The sequence below is a fragment of the Streptomyces sp. Tue6028 genome, from assembly GCF_002300165.1.
GTDB classification, from domain to species: domain Bacteria; phylum Actinomycetota; class Actinomycetes; order Streptomycetales; family Streptomycetaceae; genus Streptomyces; species Streptomyces siamensis.
Genome location: NZ_MLCE01000018.1, coordinates 1 through 15,398, shown reverse-complemented (window position 1 = coordinate 15,398; position 15,398 = coordinate 1). Strand labels below are relative to the sequence as shown.

Here is a 15,398-nt window from a genome sequence, read left to right as displayed (position 1 = left end):
GGGGCGGGGGCGCTGACTCCCACCCGGTCCCCTCTAGGACTTGCGGTGCCCGATCAGGCGGGGCTTCGGCTCCAGGCCGTCCAGACCGTGCCAGGCGAGGTTGACCAGGTGCGCCGCGACCTCCGCCTTGCGGGGCTTGCGGACGTCCAGCCACCACTGGCCCGTCAGGGCGACCATGCCGACCAGCGCCTGCGCGTACAGCGGCGCGAGCTTCGGGTCGAAACCGCGGCTCTTGAACTCCCGGCCCAGGATGTCCTCCACCTGGGTGGCGATGTCCGAGATCAGGGACGCGAACGAGCCCGTCGACTGCGGGATCGGGGAGTCACGGACGAGGATGCGGAAGCCGTCCGTGTACTCCTCGATGTAGTCCAGCAGGGCGAAGGCGGCCTGCTCGCACAGCTCCCGCGGATGCCCTGCGGTCAGCGAGCTGGTCACCATGTCCAGCAGCCGCCGCATCTCGCGGTCCACGACCACCGCGTACAGGCCCTCCTTGCCGCCGAAGTGCTCGTACACCACCGGCTTGGAGACACCGGCCTTGGCCGCGATCTCCTCCACCGACGTGCCCTCGAAACCCTTGGCCGCGAACAGGGTGCGGCCGATCTCCAGCAGCTGCTGACGACGCTCGGCACCGGTCATGCGGGTGCGGCGCGCACGCCGCGGCTTGTCGTTGCTGCTCGGAGTGCTGGAGTCGGTCGCCACGCCGTCAATCATGCCGCGTCGGCGGTTTCCGTCTTGCGCCGGGAGCCCGTCCCGTCCGTATTCCGGCGGGAATCGATACGGGAGCGTGACGGCCAGCGCACGTCGTACGCCCAGCCGAGCTGCTCGAACCAGCGGATGATCCGCGCCGAGGAGTCCAGCTGCCGGCGCTCCACGCCGTGCCGCGCGGACGTCGGGTCCGCGTGGTGGAGGTTGTGCCACGACTCGCCGCAGGAGAGCACGGCCAGCCACCACACGTTCCCGGAACGGTCACGCGACTTGAACGGGCGCTTGCCCACCGCGTGACAGATCGAGTTGATCGACCACGTCACGTGGTGCAGCAGCGCCACCCGCACCAGCGAGCCCCAGAAGAAGCCCGTGAAGGCGCCCCACCACGACATCGTCACCAGACCGCCGATCAGCGCCGGCAGGGCCAGCGACAGCGCCGTCCAGAAGACGAACTGCCGGGAGATCGCACGGATCGCCGGGTCCTTGATCAGATCCGGCGCGTACTTCTCCTGCGGGGTCTGCTCCTCGTCGAACATCCAGGCGATGTGGGCCCACCACAGGCCCTTCATCAGGGCCGGGACCGTCTCCCCGAAACGCCACGGCGAATGCGGGTCGCCCTCCGCGTCGGAGAACTTGTGGTGCTTGCGGTGGTCGGCCACCCAGCGCACCAGAGGCCCCTCGACCGCCAGCGAACCCATGATCGCCAGAGCGATCCTCAGGGGCCGCTTCGCCTTGAAGGAACCGTGCGTGAAGTAGCGGTGGAAACCGATCGTGATGCCGTGGCAGCCGAGGTAGTAGAAGAACACCAGCAGACCGAGGTCCAGCCAGCTCACCCCCCAGCCCCAGGCCAGGGGCACCGCCGCGAGCAGCGCGAGGAACGGGACGGTGATGAAGAGAAGAAGCGTGATCTGTTCGAGTGACCGCTTCTGCTCGCCGCCCAGGGTGGCGGACGGGAGCGGGGAGTCGTTCGCCTCCGGGGCGTCGTCGATCACATCGGAGCTCGTGGTCATGGGCGTCCCCTGTGGGGTTCGAGGGTGAGGAGAGGAGAAGAGCCGGGTCCGGCATCCGAGAGTCCCCCCGCCGTCTGACGGGAGTCCCTACGGTTGCGTAACCTACGGCGTCGTAAGTATGGCAGCGCGTAGCCCGGCGGCAAGAGCCCGTGAGCCTGCGCGTCCGCATGGACACCTATCCTTGGAGTCGGTCGGACAGCGCGGTCCGTTCTGTTTTCTTCCCGGATGCCACGTCCCTAAGCGGCACCCGCCGCGCGGTCGCCACCCGGGTTCCCTCCCAGACGAGCTTCGAACGAGATTCCCCACTCTTCAGACGAGCTTCAACACTGCAAGGAGCCGCACCTGTGAGCAGTGCCGACGACCAGACCACGACGACCAGCAGCGAGCTGCGCGCCGACATCCGCCGACTGGGTGACCTCCTCGGTGAGACGCTTGTCCGCCAGGAAGGTCCCGAGCTGCTGGAACTGGTCGAAAAGGTCCGCCGACTGACCCGCGAGGACGGCGAGGCCGCCGCCGAGCTGCTGCGCGGCACCGAACTGGAGACCGCGGCCAAGCTGGTCCGCGCCTTCTCGACCTACTTCCACCTCGCCAACGTCACCGAGCAGGTCCACCGCGGCCGCGAGCTCGGCGCCAGGCGGGCCGCCGAGGGCGGTCTCCTCGCCCGCACGGCCGACCGGCTCAAGGACGCCGACCCCGAGCACCTGAGGCAGACCGTCAAGAACCTCAATGTGCGCCCGGTCTTCACCGCCCACCCCACCGAGGCGGCGCGCCGCTCCGTCCTGAACAAGCTGCGCCGCATCGCGGCCCTCCTGGAAACCCCGGTCATCGAGTCCGACCGCCGCCGTTACGACATCCGGCTGGCCGAGAACATCGACCTGGTGTGGCAGACCGACGAGCTGCGCGTGGTCCGCCCGGAACCCGCCGACGAGGCCCGCAACGCGATCTACTACCTCGACGAGCTCCACGCGGGTGCCGTCGGCGACGTCCTGGAGGACCTCACCTCCGAGCTGGAGCGCGTCGGCGTCGTCCTCCCGGACGAGACCAGGCCCCTCACCTTCGGCACCTGGATCGGCGGCGACCGCGACGGCAACCCGAACGTCACCCCCGCCGTCACCTGGGACGTCCTGATCCTCCAGCACGAGCACGGCATCAATGACGCCCTCGACCTCATCGACGAGCTGCGCGGCTTCCTGTCGAACTCCATCCGCTACACCGGCGCCACCGAGGAGCTCCTGGACTCCCTGCGGAGCGACCTCGAACTCCTCCCGGAGATCAGCCCCCGCTACAAGCGCCTCAATGCCGAGGAGCCCTACCGCCTCAAGGCCACCTGCATCCGGCAGAAGCTGGAGAACACCAAGCAGCGCCTCGCCAAGGGCACCGCGCACGAGCCGGGCCGCGACTACCTCGGCACCGCCGAGCTGCTGCGCGACCTCACCCTCATCCAGACCTCGCTGCGCGAGCACCGCGGAGGCCTGTTCGCCGACGGCCGGATGAACCGCACCATCCGCACCCTCGCCGCCTTCGGCCTCCAGCTCGCCACCATGGACGTGCGCGAGCACGCGGACGCCCACCACCACGCGCTCGGCCAGCTCTTCGACCGCCTCGGCGAGGAGTCCTGGCGCTACGCCGACATGCCGCGCGACTACCGCGCCAAGCTCCTCGCCAAGGAGCTCAGGTCCCGGCGCCCGCTCGCCCCGACCCCCGCGCCGCTCGACGCCGCGGGGCAGAAGACCCTCGGCGTGTTCGAGACGGTCAAGAAGGCCCTGGAGATCTTCGGCCCCGAGGTCATCGAGTCGTACATCATCTCGATGTGCCAGGGCGCCGACGACGTGTTCGCCGCCGCCGTCCTCGCCCGCGAGGCCGGTCTGCTCGACCTGCACGCCGGCTGGGCGAAGATCGGCATCGTGCCGCTGCTGGAGACCACCGACGAGCTCAAGGCCGCCGACACCATCCTGGAGGACATGCTCTCCGACCCGTCCTACCGCCGTCTGGTGGCGCTGCGCGGGGACGTCCAGGAGGTCATGCTCGGCTACTCCGACTCCTCGAAGTTCGGCGGCATCACCACCTCGCAGTGGGAGATCCACCGCGCCCAGCGCCGGCTGCGCGACGTCGCCCACCGCTACGGAGTGCGGCTGCGGCTCTTCCACGGCCGCGGCGGCACCGTCGGCCGCGGCGGCGGCCCCTCGCACGACGCGATCCTCGCGCAGCCCTGGGGCACCCTGGAGGGCGAGATCAAGGTGACCGAGCAGGGTGAGGTCATCTCCGACAAGTACCTCGTGCCCTCGCTGGCCCGCGAGAACCTGGAACTCACCGTCGCCGCCACGCTCCAGGCGTCCGCCCTGCACACCGCGCCGCGCCAGTCCGACGAGGCGCTCGCCCGCTGGGACGCCGCCATGGACGTCGTCTCCGACGCCGCCCACTCCGCCTACCGGCGGCTCGTCGAGGACCCCGACCTGCCGACGTACTTCCTCGCCTCCACGCCGGTCGACCAGCTCGCCGACCTGCACCTGGGCTCGCGGCCCTCCCGCCGCCCCGGCTCGGGCGTCTCGCTCGACGGACTGCGCGCCATCCCGTGGGTCTTCGGCTGGACCCAGTCCCGGCAGATCGTGCCCGGCTGGTTCGGTGTGGGCTCCGGCCTGAAGGCGCTGCGGGAAGCGGGCCTGGACACCGTGCTCGACGAGATGCACGAACAGTGGCACTTCTTCCGCAACTTCCTCTCCAACGTCGAGATGACGCTGGCCAAGACGGACCTGCGGATCGCCCGTCACTACGTCGACACCCTCGTGCCGGACGAGCTCAAGCACGTGTTCGCCACCATCGAGGCGGAGCACGACCTGACGGTGCGCGAGGTGCTGCGGGTCACCGGCGGCGAGAAGCTGCTCGACACCAACCCGGTGCTCCAGCAGACCTTCTCCATCCGCGACGCCTACCTCGATCCGATCTCCTACCTCCAGGTCGCGCTGCTCAAGCGGCAGCGCGACGAGGCGGCGGCCGGTGAGGAGCCGGACCCGCTGCTGTCGAGGGCGCTGCTCCTGACCGTCAACGGTGTCGCGGCGGGGCTGCGCAACACCGGCTGACCGCACCCGTGCACGAAGGGCGTCCCCACGCGTGCGTGGGGACGCCCTTCGGCGTTCACCGGACCAGGACCGGGGGCGGCTGTGCGCTCACAGGAGGAGGGCCGGGCGCCCGGACGTTCACAGGCAGGAGGGGGACCGGGCGCCCCGGACGTTCACAGGAGGAGGAAGGTGACCGTCAGCAGGGCGACGCCCGTGCCCGCCATCGCCCACGCCGCACGCGTCAGGCGCAGACCGCCCGCGACCACGACCGAGGCGAGCAGCAGCGCACCCGCGAGCGGCACCCAGGAGTAGAGGAGACCGGCGGGGCCGCTGCGGACGACGTCGTCGCTGCCCGGCTTCACGGTGACCGTGTACGTCCGGCCCTTCTTCACCGCGACCGACTGGTCGATCGTCACGCGCGCGCGGGCCCTCGAACCCGCCGACACCGGCGTGTAGGGGCCCGAACAGCGCCCGTCCGAGCAGGTCCTCACGACCATCGTGCCCTGCTCCCGGCCCTTGCCGAGCATCACGTGCTGAGCGGTGCCCCAGGAGGCCCACACGCCCGCGACGAGGATCAGCCCGGCGACCGTGCCCATCGCCGCGAGCCGCCCGAACCGCAGCGCGGCGAACGCGCTCTGACTGGAGGTGACGGCAGGCATGGCGGGGATCATTGGCCATGGCCGCGCGCTCGGTCAACTCCGCTGGGGGACAAGTCGGCAGTTGTGCGCGTACATCGGCCGCTCGCGTCGGCCGGTGCGTGCGGACGGCGGTCCGGCGGGCGAGCGTCCCGGCGGTCCGGCGTGCGAGCGTCCCGGCGGTCCGGCGTGCGAGCGTCCCGGCGGTCCGGCGTGCGAGCGTCCCGGCGGTCCGGCGTGCGAGCGTCCCGCCCGGGCGGCCGCGGGAGCCCGGCCGGGCCCGGGTCCGAGGCCCGCGTCCGCTCAGGAGTTGTACGTGCCCTGCGCCCGCTCCAGGCCCTCGATCACCAGGCACTCCACGGCGTCCGCCGCGCGGTCCACGAAGTAGTCGAGCTCCTTGCGCTCCGCCGACGCGAAGTCCTTCAGCACGAAGTCCGCGACCTGCATACGGCCCGGCGGCCGGCCGATCCCGAACCGCACCCGGTGATAGTCCGGGCCCATCGCCTTCGTCATCGACTTCAGCCCGTTGTGGCCGTTGTCGCCGCCGCCCAGCTTCAGGCGCAGCACCCCGTAGTCGATGTCCAGTTCGTCGTGGACGGCGACGATGTTCGCCACCGGCACCTTGTAGAACTCGCGCAGCGCGTTCACCGGGCCACCGGACAGATTCATGTACGACATCGGCTTCGCCAGTACCACCCGGCGGTTCGCCGGTCCCGGCGGGCCGATGCGCCCCTCGATCACCTGCGCCTGGGCCTTGCCGGCCCGCTTGAACTTCCCGCCGATCCGCTCCGCCAGCAGATCGGCCACCATGAAGCCCACGTTGTGGCGGTTCATGGCGTACTCGGGGCCGGGATTGCCGAGGCCCACGATCAGCCAGGGGGCATTGGCGTCGGTCGTCACGTCCGTGTCTCCCATGTGTCCTTGATACGCGCCGGGTCCCGGCGACGGATACCCGGCGGGTCCTGCCGGCGCGCCGTGCTCTCGATACGCGGCAGCCGCCGCTCCACGAGGGAGCGGCGGCTGACGGAAGAGATCCCGGCGGGGATCAGGCCTCGGCGCCGGCCTCGGCGGCGGCCTCTTCCTCGCCCTCGGCGGAGGGCTCCTCGGCCTGCGCGGCCAGGACCTGGAGGACGACCGCGTCCTCGTCGATCGCCAGCGTGGTGCCCTTGGGCAGCGTGATGTCCTTGGCGTGGATGGAGGCACCGGCCTCCAGGCCCTCGACGGAGACCGTGACCGACTCCGGGATGTGGGTGGCCTCGGCCTCGACCGGCAGGGTGTTGAGCACGTGCTCGAGCAGGTTGCCGCCCGCGGCCAGCTCGCCCTCGGCGTGGACCGGGATCTCGACGGTGACCTTCTCGCCGCGCTTCACGATGAGCAGGTCGACGTGCTCGAGGAAGCCCTTGATGGCGTCGCGCTGGACGGCCTTCGGGATCGCGAGCTCGTTCTTGCCCTCGATGTCCAGGGACAGCAGGACGTTCGGGGTGCGCAGCGCGAGCAGCAGCTCGTGGCCCGGCAGCGTCACGTGGATGGGGTCGGTGCCGTGACCGTAGACGACGGCGGGAACCTTGTTCTCGCGGCGGACGCGGCGGGCGGCACCCTTGCCGAACTCGGTACGGGTCTCGGCGGTGAGCTTGACCTCGGACATCTTCACTCCTCGTAGATCTCGGGGTTGGGGTCACCCGGCCAAACCATCGGCCTGCTACGAAGAGCGCGTCGATAACGGACCGCCGTGTCCGCATCTGAACGCGGAACGGCCTCCCTCGCCGAGCAACTGTGACAGCTTACGCGGCGGGGAGGCCGTATCCGAAATCGATCTAGCCGGACCGGGGCCGGCCCGGTCCGTCGACCGGTGCGGGCGAGGCCTACTGCTCCTCGAACAGGCTCGTCACCGAGCCGTCCTCGAACACCTCACGCACCGCGTTCGCGATCGTCGGCGCGATCGAGAGGACCGTGATCTTGTCGAGCTCCAGCTCGCCCGGGGTGGGCAGGGTGTCCGTGAAGACGAACTCGCTGACCTTGGAGTTCTTCAGGCGGTCGGCCGCCGGGCCGGACAGCACGCCGTGCGTGGCCGTCACGATGACGTCCTCGGCGCCGTGCGCGAACAGCGCGTCCGCGGCGGCGCAGATGGTGCCGCCGGTGTCGATCATGTCGTCGACCAGGACGCAGACGCGGCCCTTCACGTCACCGACGACCTCGTGCACGGTGACCTGGTTCGCGACGTCCTTGTCACGGCGCTTGTGCACGATCGCCAGCGGCGCGTCCAGACGGTCGCACCAGCGGTCGGCGACCCGCACCCGGCCGGCGTCCGGCGAGACGACCGTGAGCTTGGACCGGTCGACCTTGGCGCCCACGTAGTCCGCGAGGATCGGCAGCGCGAACAGGTGGTCCACCGGGCCGTCGAAGAAGCCCTGGATCTGGTCGGTGTGCAGGTCGACCGTGAGGATGCGGTCCGCGCCCGCCGTCTTCATCAGGTCCGCGATCAGACGCGCCGAGATGGGTTCACGTCCGCGGTGCTTCTTGTCCTGGCGCGCGTAACCGTAGAACGGCACGATCACGGTGATGCTCCGCGCGGAAGCCCGCTTCAGAGCGTCGATCATGATCAGCTGTTCCATGATCCACTTGTTGATCGGAGCCGTGTGGCTCTGCATCAGGAAGCAGTCGGCGCCGCGGGCGGACTCCTGGTAGCGGATGTAGATCTCGCCGTTCGCGAAGTCGAAGGCCTTCGTCGGGACGACCCCGACACCCAGCTGGTGGGCGACCTCCTGGGCAAGCTCGGGGTGGGCGCGGCCGGAGAAGAACATCATCTTCTTCTCGCCGGTCGTCTTGATCCCGGTCACAGCACTGTCTCCTCAGAGGTGTCTCAGCTGGGTGATGAGAGGTGGTCTCAGCTGGGGATGCGGGTGCACGGTGCGGATGTGCACTTATCACGGTACGCCGTGTCAGACGTGCCTGTTTCCGGTCAGGCTTCGCCGTCCTGCTCCCGGGAAGCCGCTTCGGCCGCCTTCGCGGCCGCGCTTCCCGGACGCTTGCGGGCCACCCAACCCTCGATATTCCGCTGCTGGCCACGGGCCACGGCCAGTGAACCGGGCGGCACGTCCTTGGTGATCACCGAGCCCGCCGCGGTGTACGCGCCGTCCCCGACCGTGACGGGAGCCACAAACATGTTGTCCGAACCGGTGCGACAGTGTGAGCCCACCGTCGTGTGGTGTTTGTCCTTTCCGTCATAGTTCACGAAGACGCTCGCGGCGCCGATGTTCGAGTACTCGCCGATCGTCGCGTCTCCCACGTACGACAGGTGCGGCACCTTGGTGCCCTCGCCGATCGTGGAGTTCTTCGTCTCGACGTACGTGCCCACCTTGGCCTTCGGGCCCAGGCGCGTGCCCGGCCGGAGGTAGGCGAACGGGCCGACCGAGGCCTGCGGGCCGACCTCCGCGCCGTTCGCCACCGTGGTGTCGACGCGTGCTCCCGCGCCCACCGTGGTGTCCGTCAGACGGCAGTTGGGGCCGACCTCGGCGCCCTCGCCCAGGTGCGTCGCGCCCTGGAGCTGCGTGCCCGGGTGCACGATCGCGTCCTGCTCGAACGTGACCGTGACGTCCACCCACGTCGTCGCCGGGTCGACGACCGTCACCCCGGCGAGCATCGCCTCGGTGAGCAGCCGGTCGTTGAGGATCCGGCGCGCCTCGGCCAGCTGTACGCGGTTGTTGATGCCGGCGATCTCCCGGTGGTCGCCGGCCACGGCCGCCCCCACGCGGTGCCCCGCCTCGCGCAGGATCCCGAGGACGTCGGTCAGGTACTCCTCGCCCTGGCTGTTGTCCGTGCGCACCTTGCCGAGCGCGTCCGCGAGGAGCTGCCCGTCGAAGGCGAACACCCCGGAGTTGATCTCGCGGATCGCCCGCTGCGACTCGCTCGCGTCCTTGTGCTCGACGATCGCGGTGACCGCGCCGCTCGCGCCGTCCCGCACGATGCGGCCGTAACCGGTGGCGTCCGGGACCTCCGCGGTCAGCACGGTGACCGCGTTGCCGTCGGCGCTGTGGGTGTCGGCGAGCTCGCGCAGCGTCCGGCCGCTCAGCAGCGGGGTGTCGCCGCAGACCACGACGACGGTGCCGTCCACCTGGCCGCCCAGCTCCTCCAGGCCCATCCGCACGGCGTGCCCGGTGCCGTTCTGCTCGGCCTGCACCGCCGTCCGTACGCCGGAGTCGGTCCCGGCGAGGTGCGCGGTGACCTTCTCGCGCGCGTGACCCACCACGACGACCAGATTCTCGGGCTCCAACTCGCGGGCTGCGGCGAGTACATGACCCACCAGGGAACGGCCGCACAGTTCGTGCAGGACCTTGGGTGTGGCCGACTTCATACGGGTGCCCTCACCCGCTGCGAGGACGACGACGGCTGCCGGGCGATTGGCGCTCACGGGATTGCCCTTCGGCTTCGGATGACTGCGGGGTCTTCGGGGTCTTCGGGGGGTGTGGACATCCGCAGGATACCGGGGCGTATCAGGAGCGACATGAGAGTGGGCCCTGACGATGCCGTCAGGGCCCACTCGGTGCCGGCTCCCGGGGAAGGAATCGAACCCTCATTCAATGGACCAAAACCATTTGTCCTGCCATTAGACGACCCGGGATGGATCGCGCGCCATGTCCGTATTGGTTGATCGGCGCAGTGCGCGGACAACACTATGCCGTACCGGGCGCCTTCGGTGCGACGGTGCGAGTGCGTGCTTCGGCGAACTTCGGCGAACTTCCGTGAACTTCGGCGAGCGGGTGGCCCGGCTTCGGTGAGCGGGCGGGTGGTCCGGTTCCGGTGAGCGGGTGGTCCGGTTCGGCTGGGCTGGTGGTTCGGCCTGGGTGGGCCGGCGGTCAGGCCTGGGTGGGAGGGAGTGCTCCGGGCATACCGGCCGGGCGGAATGTGGCGTTCCGTGGTCGAACGGTGATCGATTCAGCAGTTCGAGGGATAACGGGGAGTTTCGCTTCTGTTCGATTTCACGGTGTGGTGTAGGCCAGTAGCCGAAACTCACCGGAAAAGGGGCGGGGCACGCCCGTAGGCTGGAGACATGACCACGACGGGGGAAGAGCACACCACGGCCGGGACCGGGCCGTGGTGGTGGGTCAGGTGGCGCAGTGCGGTGCTCGACGGAGGCCTCGCGCTGGCGTCGGCGGCCGAGTGCGCGGGAGAAGGAGTCCGGTTCGCGAACGACGCGGGACTGCCCGTTCCGGTGGGAGTCGCGTTCGGGGCGATCGCCGGGTCGGTGCTGCTGTTGCGGCGGAAGTGGCCCATCGCCGTCGTCCTCGTGTCCATCGCCATCACACCCGCCCAGATGGGGTTCCTGATGGGACTCGTCGGGCTGTACACACTCGCCGCGTCCGAACTGCCGCGGCGCATCATCGGGGCGCTGGCGGGGATGTCCTTCGCCGGCATGCTCATCGTCACGTTCGTGCGTGCCCACCAGGGGGTGGTGCGCGGCGACGTGACCATGGGGGACTGGTTCGTCCCCTTCATCTCCATCACGACCGCCATCGGCATGACCGCTCCGCCCGTGCTCCTCGGGCTCTACGTGGGGGCGCGGCGCAGGCTCATGGAGAGCCTGCGGGAGCGCGCGGACTCGCTGGAGCGGGAGCTCCAGCTGCTCGCCGAGAGGGCCGAGGAGCGGGCCGAGTGGGCCCGCAACGAGGAGCGGACGCGGATCGCGCGGGACATGCACGACGTGGTCGCGCACCGGGTGTCCCTGATGGTCGTGCACGCCGCCGCCCTCCAGGCCGTGGCCCGCAAGGATCCGGAGAAGGCCGTGAAGAACGCGGCGCTCGTCGGGGACATGGGGCGGCAGGCGCTGACCGAGCTCCGCGAGATGCTCGGCGTGCTGCGGACCGGGGAGGGCGCGGACGCGCGGGCCTCGTCCGCGGCGGTGGCCCCCGTGCCCTCCGTGCCGCTCGCGGCTGTGGGGGCGGCGGCCGCGGCGGCGGCGTCGCGGGCGGCCGACGACTCCGTGGACGGGCCCTGTCTCGCCGAGCTGGACGAGCTCGTGGGGCAGTCGGCCGCGGCGGGGATGGTGGTCGAGCTGTCGGTGCACGGGGACGTACGGGACTACGCGCCCGCGGTGGAGCAGACCGCTTATCGGGTGGTGCAGGAGGCGCTGACGAACGTGCACAAGCACGCGGCGGGCGCGAAGACGCACGTCCGGCTCGCCCACCGGGTCTCGGAGATCGCCATGCAGGTGGAGAACGAGTGCCCGCCGGAGCCGGGGGACGTGTCGTCCGTGCGGCTGCCCAGCGGGGGGAACGGGCTGCTGGGGATGAAGGAGCGGGTGGCCGCTCTGGGGGGTGTGTTCGTGTCGGGGCCGACGGATGCGGGCGGGTTCCGGGTGTCGGCCGTCATCCCGGCGTAGGCGTCGGGCCCGCCGGGCCGTGGCCGTTTCGCCGCCGGTCCGGTGGGTGGGGCGCCGCCGGTCTGGTGGGTGGGTTGCTGCCGGTCCGGTGGGTGGGCCCCGCCTCTGGTCCGGTGGGTGGGTCGCCGTTTGTCTGGTGAGTGGGTCGGGGCCGTGCGCGTTCCGCCGGTGGGTGGTTCGGTCGCCTTCGGTCCGGTGGGTGGGTCGGGTCCGTGCCGGTGATCCGCCCGTTGCAGCCCTTGTGTTTTCCGGTGTGTCAGTGCGGTGGGTTCGTGTTGCCGTCCGCAACGGGCATGTGATGCACCGGCACGGCCCCTTCGGTGAGATGGCGAGTGCGGGTGCGTCCATCGCGGGTTCCCGCCACATGCCATCTGTGCGGCACCGTCTGCCCGCCCCCGCCTCGCATTGAGGGCAGGGAGCCACCTTTCAGCCCGTCCGGCGGCAGCTCCCGTCCCGTCCCGGATTGAGGGCAGGGAGCCACCTTTCAGCCCGTCCGGATTGCGGGCAGAGGGCCACCCTCAGCCCGTCCGGCGTTTGAGGACGAGGCCGTTCAGGCCGATCTCGTCCGGTTGCGGGCGGCTTACGGGGGGCGGGTGCGTCCCCCTTCCCCTCCCACCCGAGCGGCACCGTCTGCCCCGCCCCGCATTGAGGACAGAGAGCCACCTTCAGCCCGTCCGGCGTTTGAGGACGAGGCCGTTCAGGCCGATCGGGGGTGCGGGGGCGGAGCCCTGGGGTGCTGGACGGCTTGTGGGGGCCGGTGTAGGGGGGCTTACACCGCTGTCAGGCGGGTGGGTTCCGTGCCGGAGAGCAGGGTGGTGAGGGCGGTGTCGATGTCGGGGCCGAGGTACCAGTCCCCGGTGTGGTCCAGGGTGTAGACACGGCCCTCCGCGTCGATGGCGAGGAGGGCACGCGAGTCGGCCTCCTCGCCCAGTGGGCACACCACGGTGTCCAGGGCGCGCCCGAGATCACCGAGCGTGCGCGCCATGTGGAGCCCGTGCAGCGGGTCGAGATGCACCGCGGCCGGGGCGAGCTGCCGGCCCGGCCCCGACGCGGCGACCCGCAGGCCCCCGAACTCCGCCCATGCCTCCACCGCGGCCGGGAACACGGTGTGCCGGTGCCCGGCGGGCGACTCGTGCCCGCGCAGCGCGTCGGCCCAGTACTCGGCCTGCTTTATGTCCCAGCGTCCGGGCTGCCACCCCGCGGAGCGGAGCGCGGCGTCCACGGGGACGGAGAAGCGTGTGGAGGAGCGGTCGGCGTGCATCTGCCCTTCGTTCGTCGAGGGTCGGGACATCGGCGTGGGGGGACGCCGTCGTACGGGGTGGCGGAGTTCACTCGTCCGGTGTCGTCGGGTCGACGATGCGGACGCCGAAGTGGTCGCTGAGCGCCGTGCAGGAACGGCAGGGCTCGGCGAAGCTGCCGTGCAGCGGGTCGCCGTCCTCCCGGATGCGCCGGGCGGTGAGCTTGGCCTGCTTGAGCGCCTTGCGTGCCTCGCCGTTGGTCATCGGTTTACGTGCCGCGCGCTTGCTGCGGGTGGCGTCGATGGACGCGATGTGCCGGGAGATGAGGATCGCCTCGGCGCAGCGGCCGGTGTAACGGTCGCGTTGGGCGCTCGTGAGGGTGTCGAGGAAGTCCTGGACGAGGGGATGCAGCGAGGGTGGCTGGTCGCCGCGGGCCGCCGTGCCGGTGAGCGTGGCGCCGCGCACGGAGAGCGCGGCGGCGACGGTGGGGAGTATTCCGTCGCGCCGGTGCAGGAGGGCGGGGGCCTGAGGCGCCTCGGCGCTGCTCCAGCCGACCCGAGGGTCCCCGGACGTGCCCGTATGCGTCGCGTTCATGATCGTTCTTCCCTCCCATGCATCCCCCGGTGCGGAGACAGACTGCCAAATGGCGTGGCAGGTGCGGAAGCTGGGGCGGTGCGACACGCCCGGGCTTCGTCGTACGGTCACGGCGGGGTGACGGCAGGTCACGGAACCGGAGGCCCGGTGACCGGTGTCGTACAACCGCATAGGCTGTCGACATCCGCGATCCATCCAGCTACTGAGAACGCCGCAGGGGGCAACCGCCATGACGACAGGTCGGCTCGGGCAGCAAGCCGCGCCGCCGAACGCGGCCTACGCCGGGCAGGTCGTGCATTTCCCGGACCCGGTCCGGGCCGCTCGCCATCCCAGAGGCGTTCGGGTCGACGCGCACGGCTACCCCGACTTCTCGCTCTACGCGCGTGCCGCGGCGGAGATCGCCGAGCCCCCGGAGGGCTTCGGTGTCGACGAGTTGAGGCTGACGGACTACGTGTCCGCGAACGCCGCGCTGGCCGCGACCGGCCATGACCTGTGGGACACGATCCCGGCGGTGGCCACCCCGCACGGCTGGACCTGGCACCACGTGGTGGGCACCCGGCGGCTCGAACTCGTACCGGTCGAGGTCAAGGCGCTGCTGCGGCACCACGGCGGCATCGCGACCGCCATGGTCGACCACGACAAGCGGGGCACGCGGCCGTTGCAGGAGACCCGTCCGGCGCACTTCGGGCTGCCGAAGTCGTCGGTCGCGGTGACCGAACAGCAGGTGCTGGGTGTCGAGGAGGACCTCGGCTACCGGCTGCCGGGCGCCTACCGGTCCTTCCTGAAGGCGGCGGGCGGCTGCGCGCCGGTGGGCGCCGCGCTCGACGCGGAGCTCGGACTGCTCGTGGACCAGCCGTTCTTCACGGTGCGCGACGAGGCCGCCGTCAACGACCTCGTCTACGTCAACAAGTGCCTGCGCGACCATCTGACCAAGGACTACCTGGGCGTCGGATTCGTGCAGGGCGGTCTGCTGGCGGTGAAGGTGAAGGGCGAGGGGATCGGCTCGGTCTGGTTCTGCGCGTACGACGACGCCCGCGACCAGGACGCCTGGCCGCCGGCCGAGCGGGTGCAGCGTCTGCTGCTGCCGTGCGGCGCGGACTTCGACCAGTTCCTGTCCCGGCTCGCCGGCAATCCGCCGGAGCTCCAGACGGTGGCGAACCTGATGGTGGACGGCGGTTTCGCACGCGCCGTGCCCGTCTCTTCAGTGTCTTCGGTGGGGGAGTGAACGTCCGATGGTGACCTTCGCGCAGGCGCAGGAGCGCGCGGAAGAGTGGATCAACGGGGACGTGGCCGCGTACCAGCACCGTGAGGTGCGGGTGCGGGAGTTCGAACTCGGTTTCGTGGTGTGGGGCGAGGACCGCGCCGACGGCCCCCGCTCCGACGGGGGCGCGCAGCGGCTGGTCATCGCGCGTGACAGCGGTGAGGCGACGCTGTGGCCCGCGCTGCCGGTGGGTGAGGTCATCCGCCGGTTCGAGGAGGAGTACGGGGTGGCGGACGCCTCCCCGGAACCGGCACCGGCGCCTCCGGCCCGGGTCGACCTGAACCAGACGTCGTTCCTGCTGAGCCCGCCGGAATGGCTGCAGGAAGCCGCGGACAAGCTGGGTATTCCGGACCGGCGTTCGGGGTCCGGGGGCTCCGAGGGGTCCGACGGGGCGGGGGGCCGGCCGGCCGCCGCTTCCGCGCCCGGTGCGCCGTCGACGCCGGGTGCGGGGACGCCGTGGCCCGCCGCGGCGGCCGACGAGCCTGCCCCGCCGCGGGACGCCGTGCCGGCGGGCGCGCCCGCC

The 15,398-nt window shown here is 71.0% G+C and carries 12 protein-coding genes, 1 tRNA gene and 1 pseudogene; 4 read left to right on the top strand and 10 right to left on the bottom strand.

All coding sequences use genetic code 11. The annotated features are described in order from the left end of the window. Positions 1–33 precede the first annotated feature (33 nt). Positions 34–711, bottom strand: coding sequence for a TetR/AcrR family transcriptional regulator (locus tag BKI49_RS15520; RefSeq protein WP_095934872.1), 678 nt, complete (start codon positions 709–711; stop codon positions 34–36). Further along, a complete protein-coding gene (locus tag BKI49_RS15515) occupies positions 708–1,715 on the bottom strand; it encodes an acyl-CoA desaturase (protein WP_095934871.1) in 1,008 nt (335 codons plus the stop codon). The genes BKI49_RS15520 and BKI49_RS15515 overlap by 4 nt, the downstream gene beginning before the upstream one ends. Before the next feature lie 344 nt (positions 1,716–2,059). On the opposite strand from BKI49_RS15515, the gene ppc reads away from it, so the two are divergent. Then, on the top strand, positions 2,060–4,792 hold the full coding sequence (gene ppc / locus BKI49_RS15510) for a phosphoenolpyruvate carboxylase (protein ID WP_095934870.1): 2,733 nt from the start codon (positions 2,060–2,062) through the stop codon (positions 4,790–4,792). A 152-nt stretch (positions 4,793–4,944) separates the two neighbouring features. Here the strand turns inward: ppc and BKI49_RS15505 are convergent, their stop codons facing one another. From BKI49_RS15505 to BKI49_RS15475, 6 genes are all read right to left on the bottom strand, one after another. Then, positions 4,945–5,442: a hypothetical protein gene (locus BKI49_RS15505; protein ID WP_095934869.1), complete on the bottom strand. Its 498-nt coding sequence runs from the start codon at positions 5,440–5,442 to the stop codon at positions 4,945–4,947. Between the two features lie 267 nt (positions 5,443–5,709). Next, positions 5,710–6,321 (bottom strand): aminoacyl-tRNA hydrolase, encoded by a 612-nt coding sequence (gene pth / locus BKI49_RS15495; RefSeq protein WP_037766549.1) that lies wholly within the window; start codon positions 6,319–6,321, stop codon positions 5,710–5,712. A 130-nt stretch (positions 6,322–6,451) separates the two neighbouring features. Continuing rightward, positions 6,452–7,051: a 50S ribosomal protein L25/general stress protein Ctc gene (locus tag BKI49_RS15490; protein WP_095934868.1), complete on the bottom strand. Its 600-nt coding sequence runs from the start codon at positions 7,049–7,051 to the stop codon at positions 6,452–6,454. A gap of 217 nt (positions 7,052–7,268) precedes the next feature. Next, positions 7,269–8,243 (bottom strand): ribose-phosphate diphosphokinase, encoded by a 975-nt coding sequence (locus BKI49_RS15485; RefSeq protein ID WP_095934867.1) that lies wholly within the window; start codon positions 8,241–8,243, stop codon positions 7,269–7,271. 122 nt (positions 8,244–8,365) lie between these two features. Continuing rightward, positions 8,366–9,814 carry a bifunctional UDP-N-acetylglucosamine diphosphorylase/glucosamine-1-phosphate N-acetyltransferase GlmU gene (gene glmU, locus BKI49_RS15480; protein WP_095934866.1) on the bottom strand — a complete coding sequence of 483 codons (1,449 nt, stop codon included), beginning with the start codon at positions 9,812–9,814 and terminating at the stop codon, positions 8,366–8,368. 139 nt (positions 9,815–9,953) lie between these two features. Next, positions 9,954–10,024: transfer RNA gene (locus BKI49_RS15475), tRNA-Gln, on the bottom strand. A gap of 429 nt (positions 10,025–10,453) precedes the next feature. On the opposite strand from BKI49_RS15475, the gene BKI49_RS15470 reads away from it, so the two are divergent. Beyond that, positions 10,454–11,782: a sensor histidine kinase gene (locus tag BKI49_RS15470; protein ID WP_095934865.1), complete on the top strand. Its 1,329-nt coding sequence runs from the start codon at positions 10,454–10,456 to the stop codon at positions 11,780–11,782. A gap of 769 nt (positions 11,783–12,551) precedes the next feature. On the opposite strand, the gene BKI49_RS15465 is transcribed toward BKI49_RS15470, so the two are convergent. Together BKI49_RS15465 and BKI49_RS15460 are read right to left on the bottom strand one after the other, a co-directional pair. Then, complete coding sequence (locus tag BKI49_RS15465; RefSeq protein ID WP_095934864.1) at positions 12,552–13,043, bottom strand: SUKH-3 domain-containing protein; 492 nt, start codon at positions 13,041–13,043, stop codon at positions 12,552–12,554. Positions 13,044–13,110: 67 nt separating this feature from the next. After that, on the bottom strand, positions 13,111–13,614 hold the full coding sequence (locus BKI49_RS15460; protein WP_095934863.1) for a YwqJ-related putative deaminase: 504 nt from the start codon (positions 13,612–13,614) through the stop codon (positions 13,111–13,113). A 229-nt stretch (positions 13,615–13,843) separates the two neighbouring features. Here BKI49_RS15460 and BKI49_RS15455 point away from each other — a divergent pair, with 229 nt between their 5' ends. After that, positions 13,844–14,839, top strand: coding sequence for an SMI1/KNR4 family protein (locus BKI49_RS15455; RefSeq protein ID WP_095934862.1), 996 nt, complete (start codon positions 13,844–13,846; stop codon positions 14,837–14,839). Between the two features lie 7 nt (positions 14,840–14,846). Continuing rightward, positions 14,847–15,398, top strand: a pseudogene (locus BKI49_RS15450) (SUKH-4 family immunity protein); the annotation flags it as partial.

Bases quoted from the DNA above. Each gene is read 5' to 3' on its own strand.
- BKI49_RS15520 (WP_095934872.1), bottom strand. From the start codon at position 711: ATGATTGACGGCGTGGCGACCGACTCCAGCACTCCGAGCAGCAACGAC.
- BKI49_RS15470 (WP_095934865.1), top strand. From the start codon at position 10,454: ATGACCACGACGGGGGAAGAGCACACCACGGCCGGGACCGGGCCGTGG.
- BKI49_RS15465 (WP_095934864.1), bottom strand. From the start codon at position 13,043: ATGCACGCCGACCGCTCCTCCACACGCTTCTCCGTCCCCGTGGACGCC.
- BKI49_RS15515 (WP_095934871.1), bottom strand. From the start codon at position 1,715: ATGACCACGAGCTCCGATGTGATCGACGACGCCCCGGAGGCGAACGAC.
- BKI49_RS15455 (WP_095934862.1), top strand. From the start codon at position 13,844: ATGACGACAGGTCGGCTCGGGCAGCAAGCCGCGCCGCCGAACGCGGCC.
- pth (WP_037766549.1), bottom strand. From the start codon at position 6,321: ATGGGAGACACGGACGTGACGACCGACGCCAATGCCCCCTGGCTGATC.
- BKI49_RS15490 (WP_095934868.1), bottom strand. From the start codon at position 7,051: ATGTCCGAGGTCAAGCTCACCGCCGAGACCCGTACCGAGTTCGGCAAG.
- BKI49_RS15505 (WP_095934869.1), bottom strand. From the start codon at position 5,442: ATGATCCCCGCCATGCCTGCCGTCACCTCCAGTCAGAGCGCGTTCGCC.
- BKI49_RS15460 (WP_095934863.1), bottom strand. From the start codon at position 13,614: ATGAACGCGACGCATACGGGCACGTCCGGGGACCCTCGGGTCGGCTGG.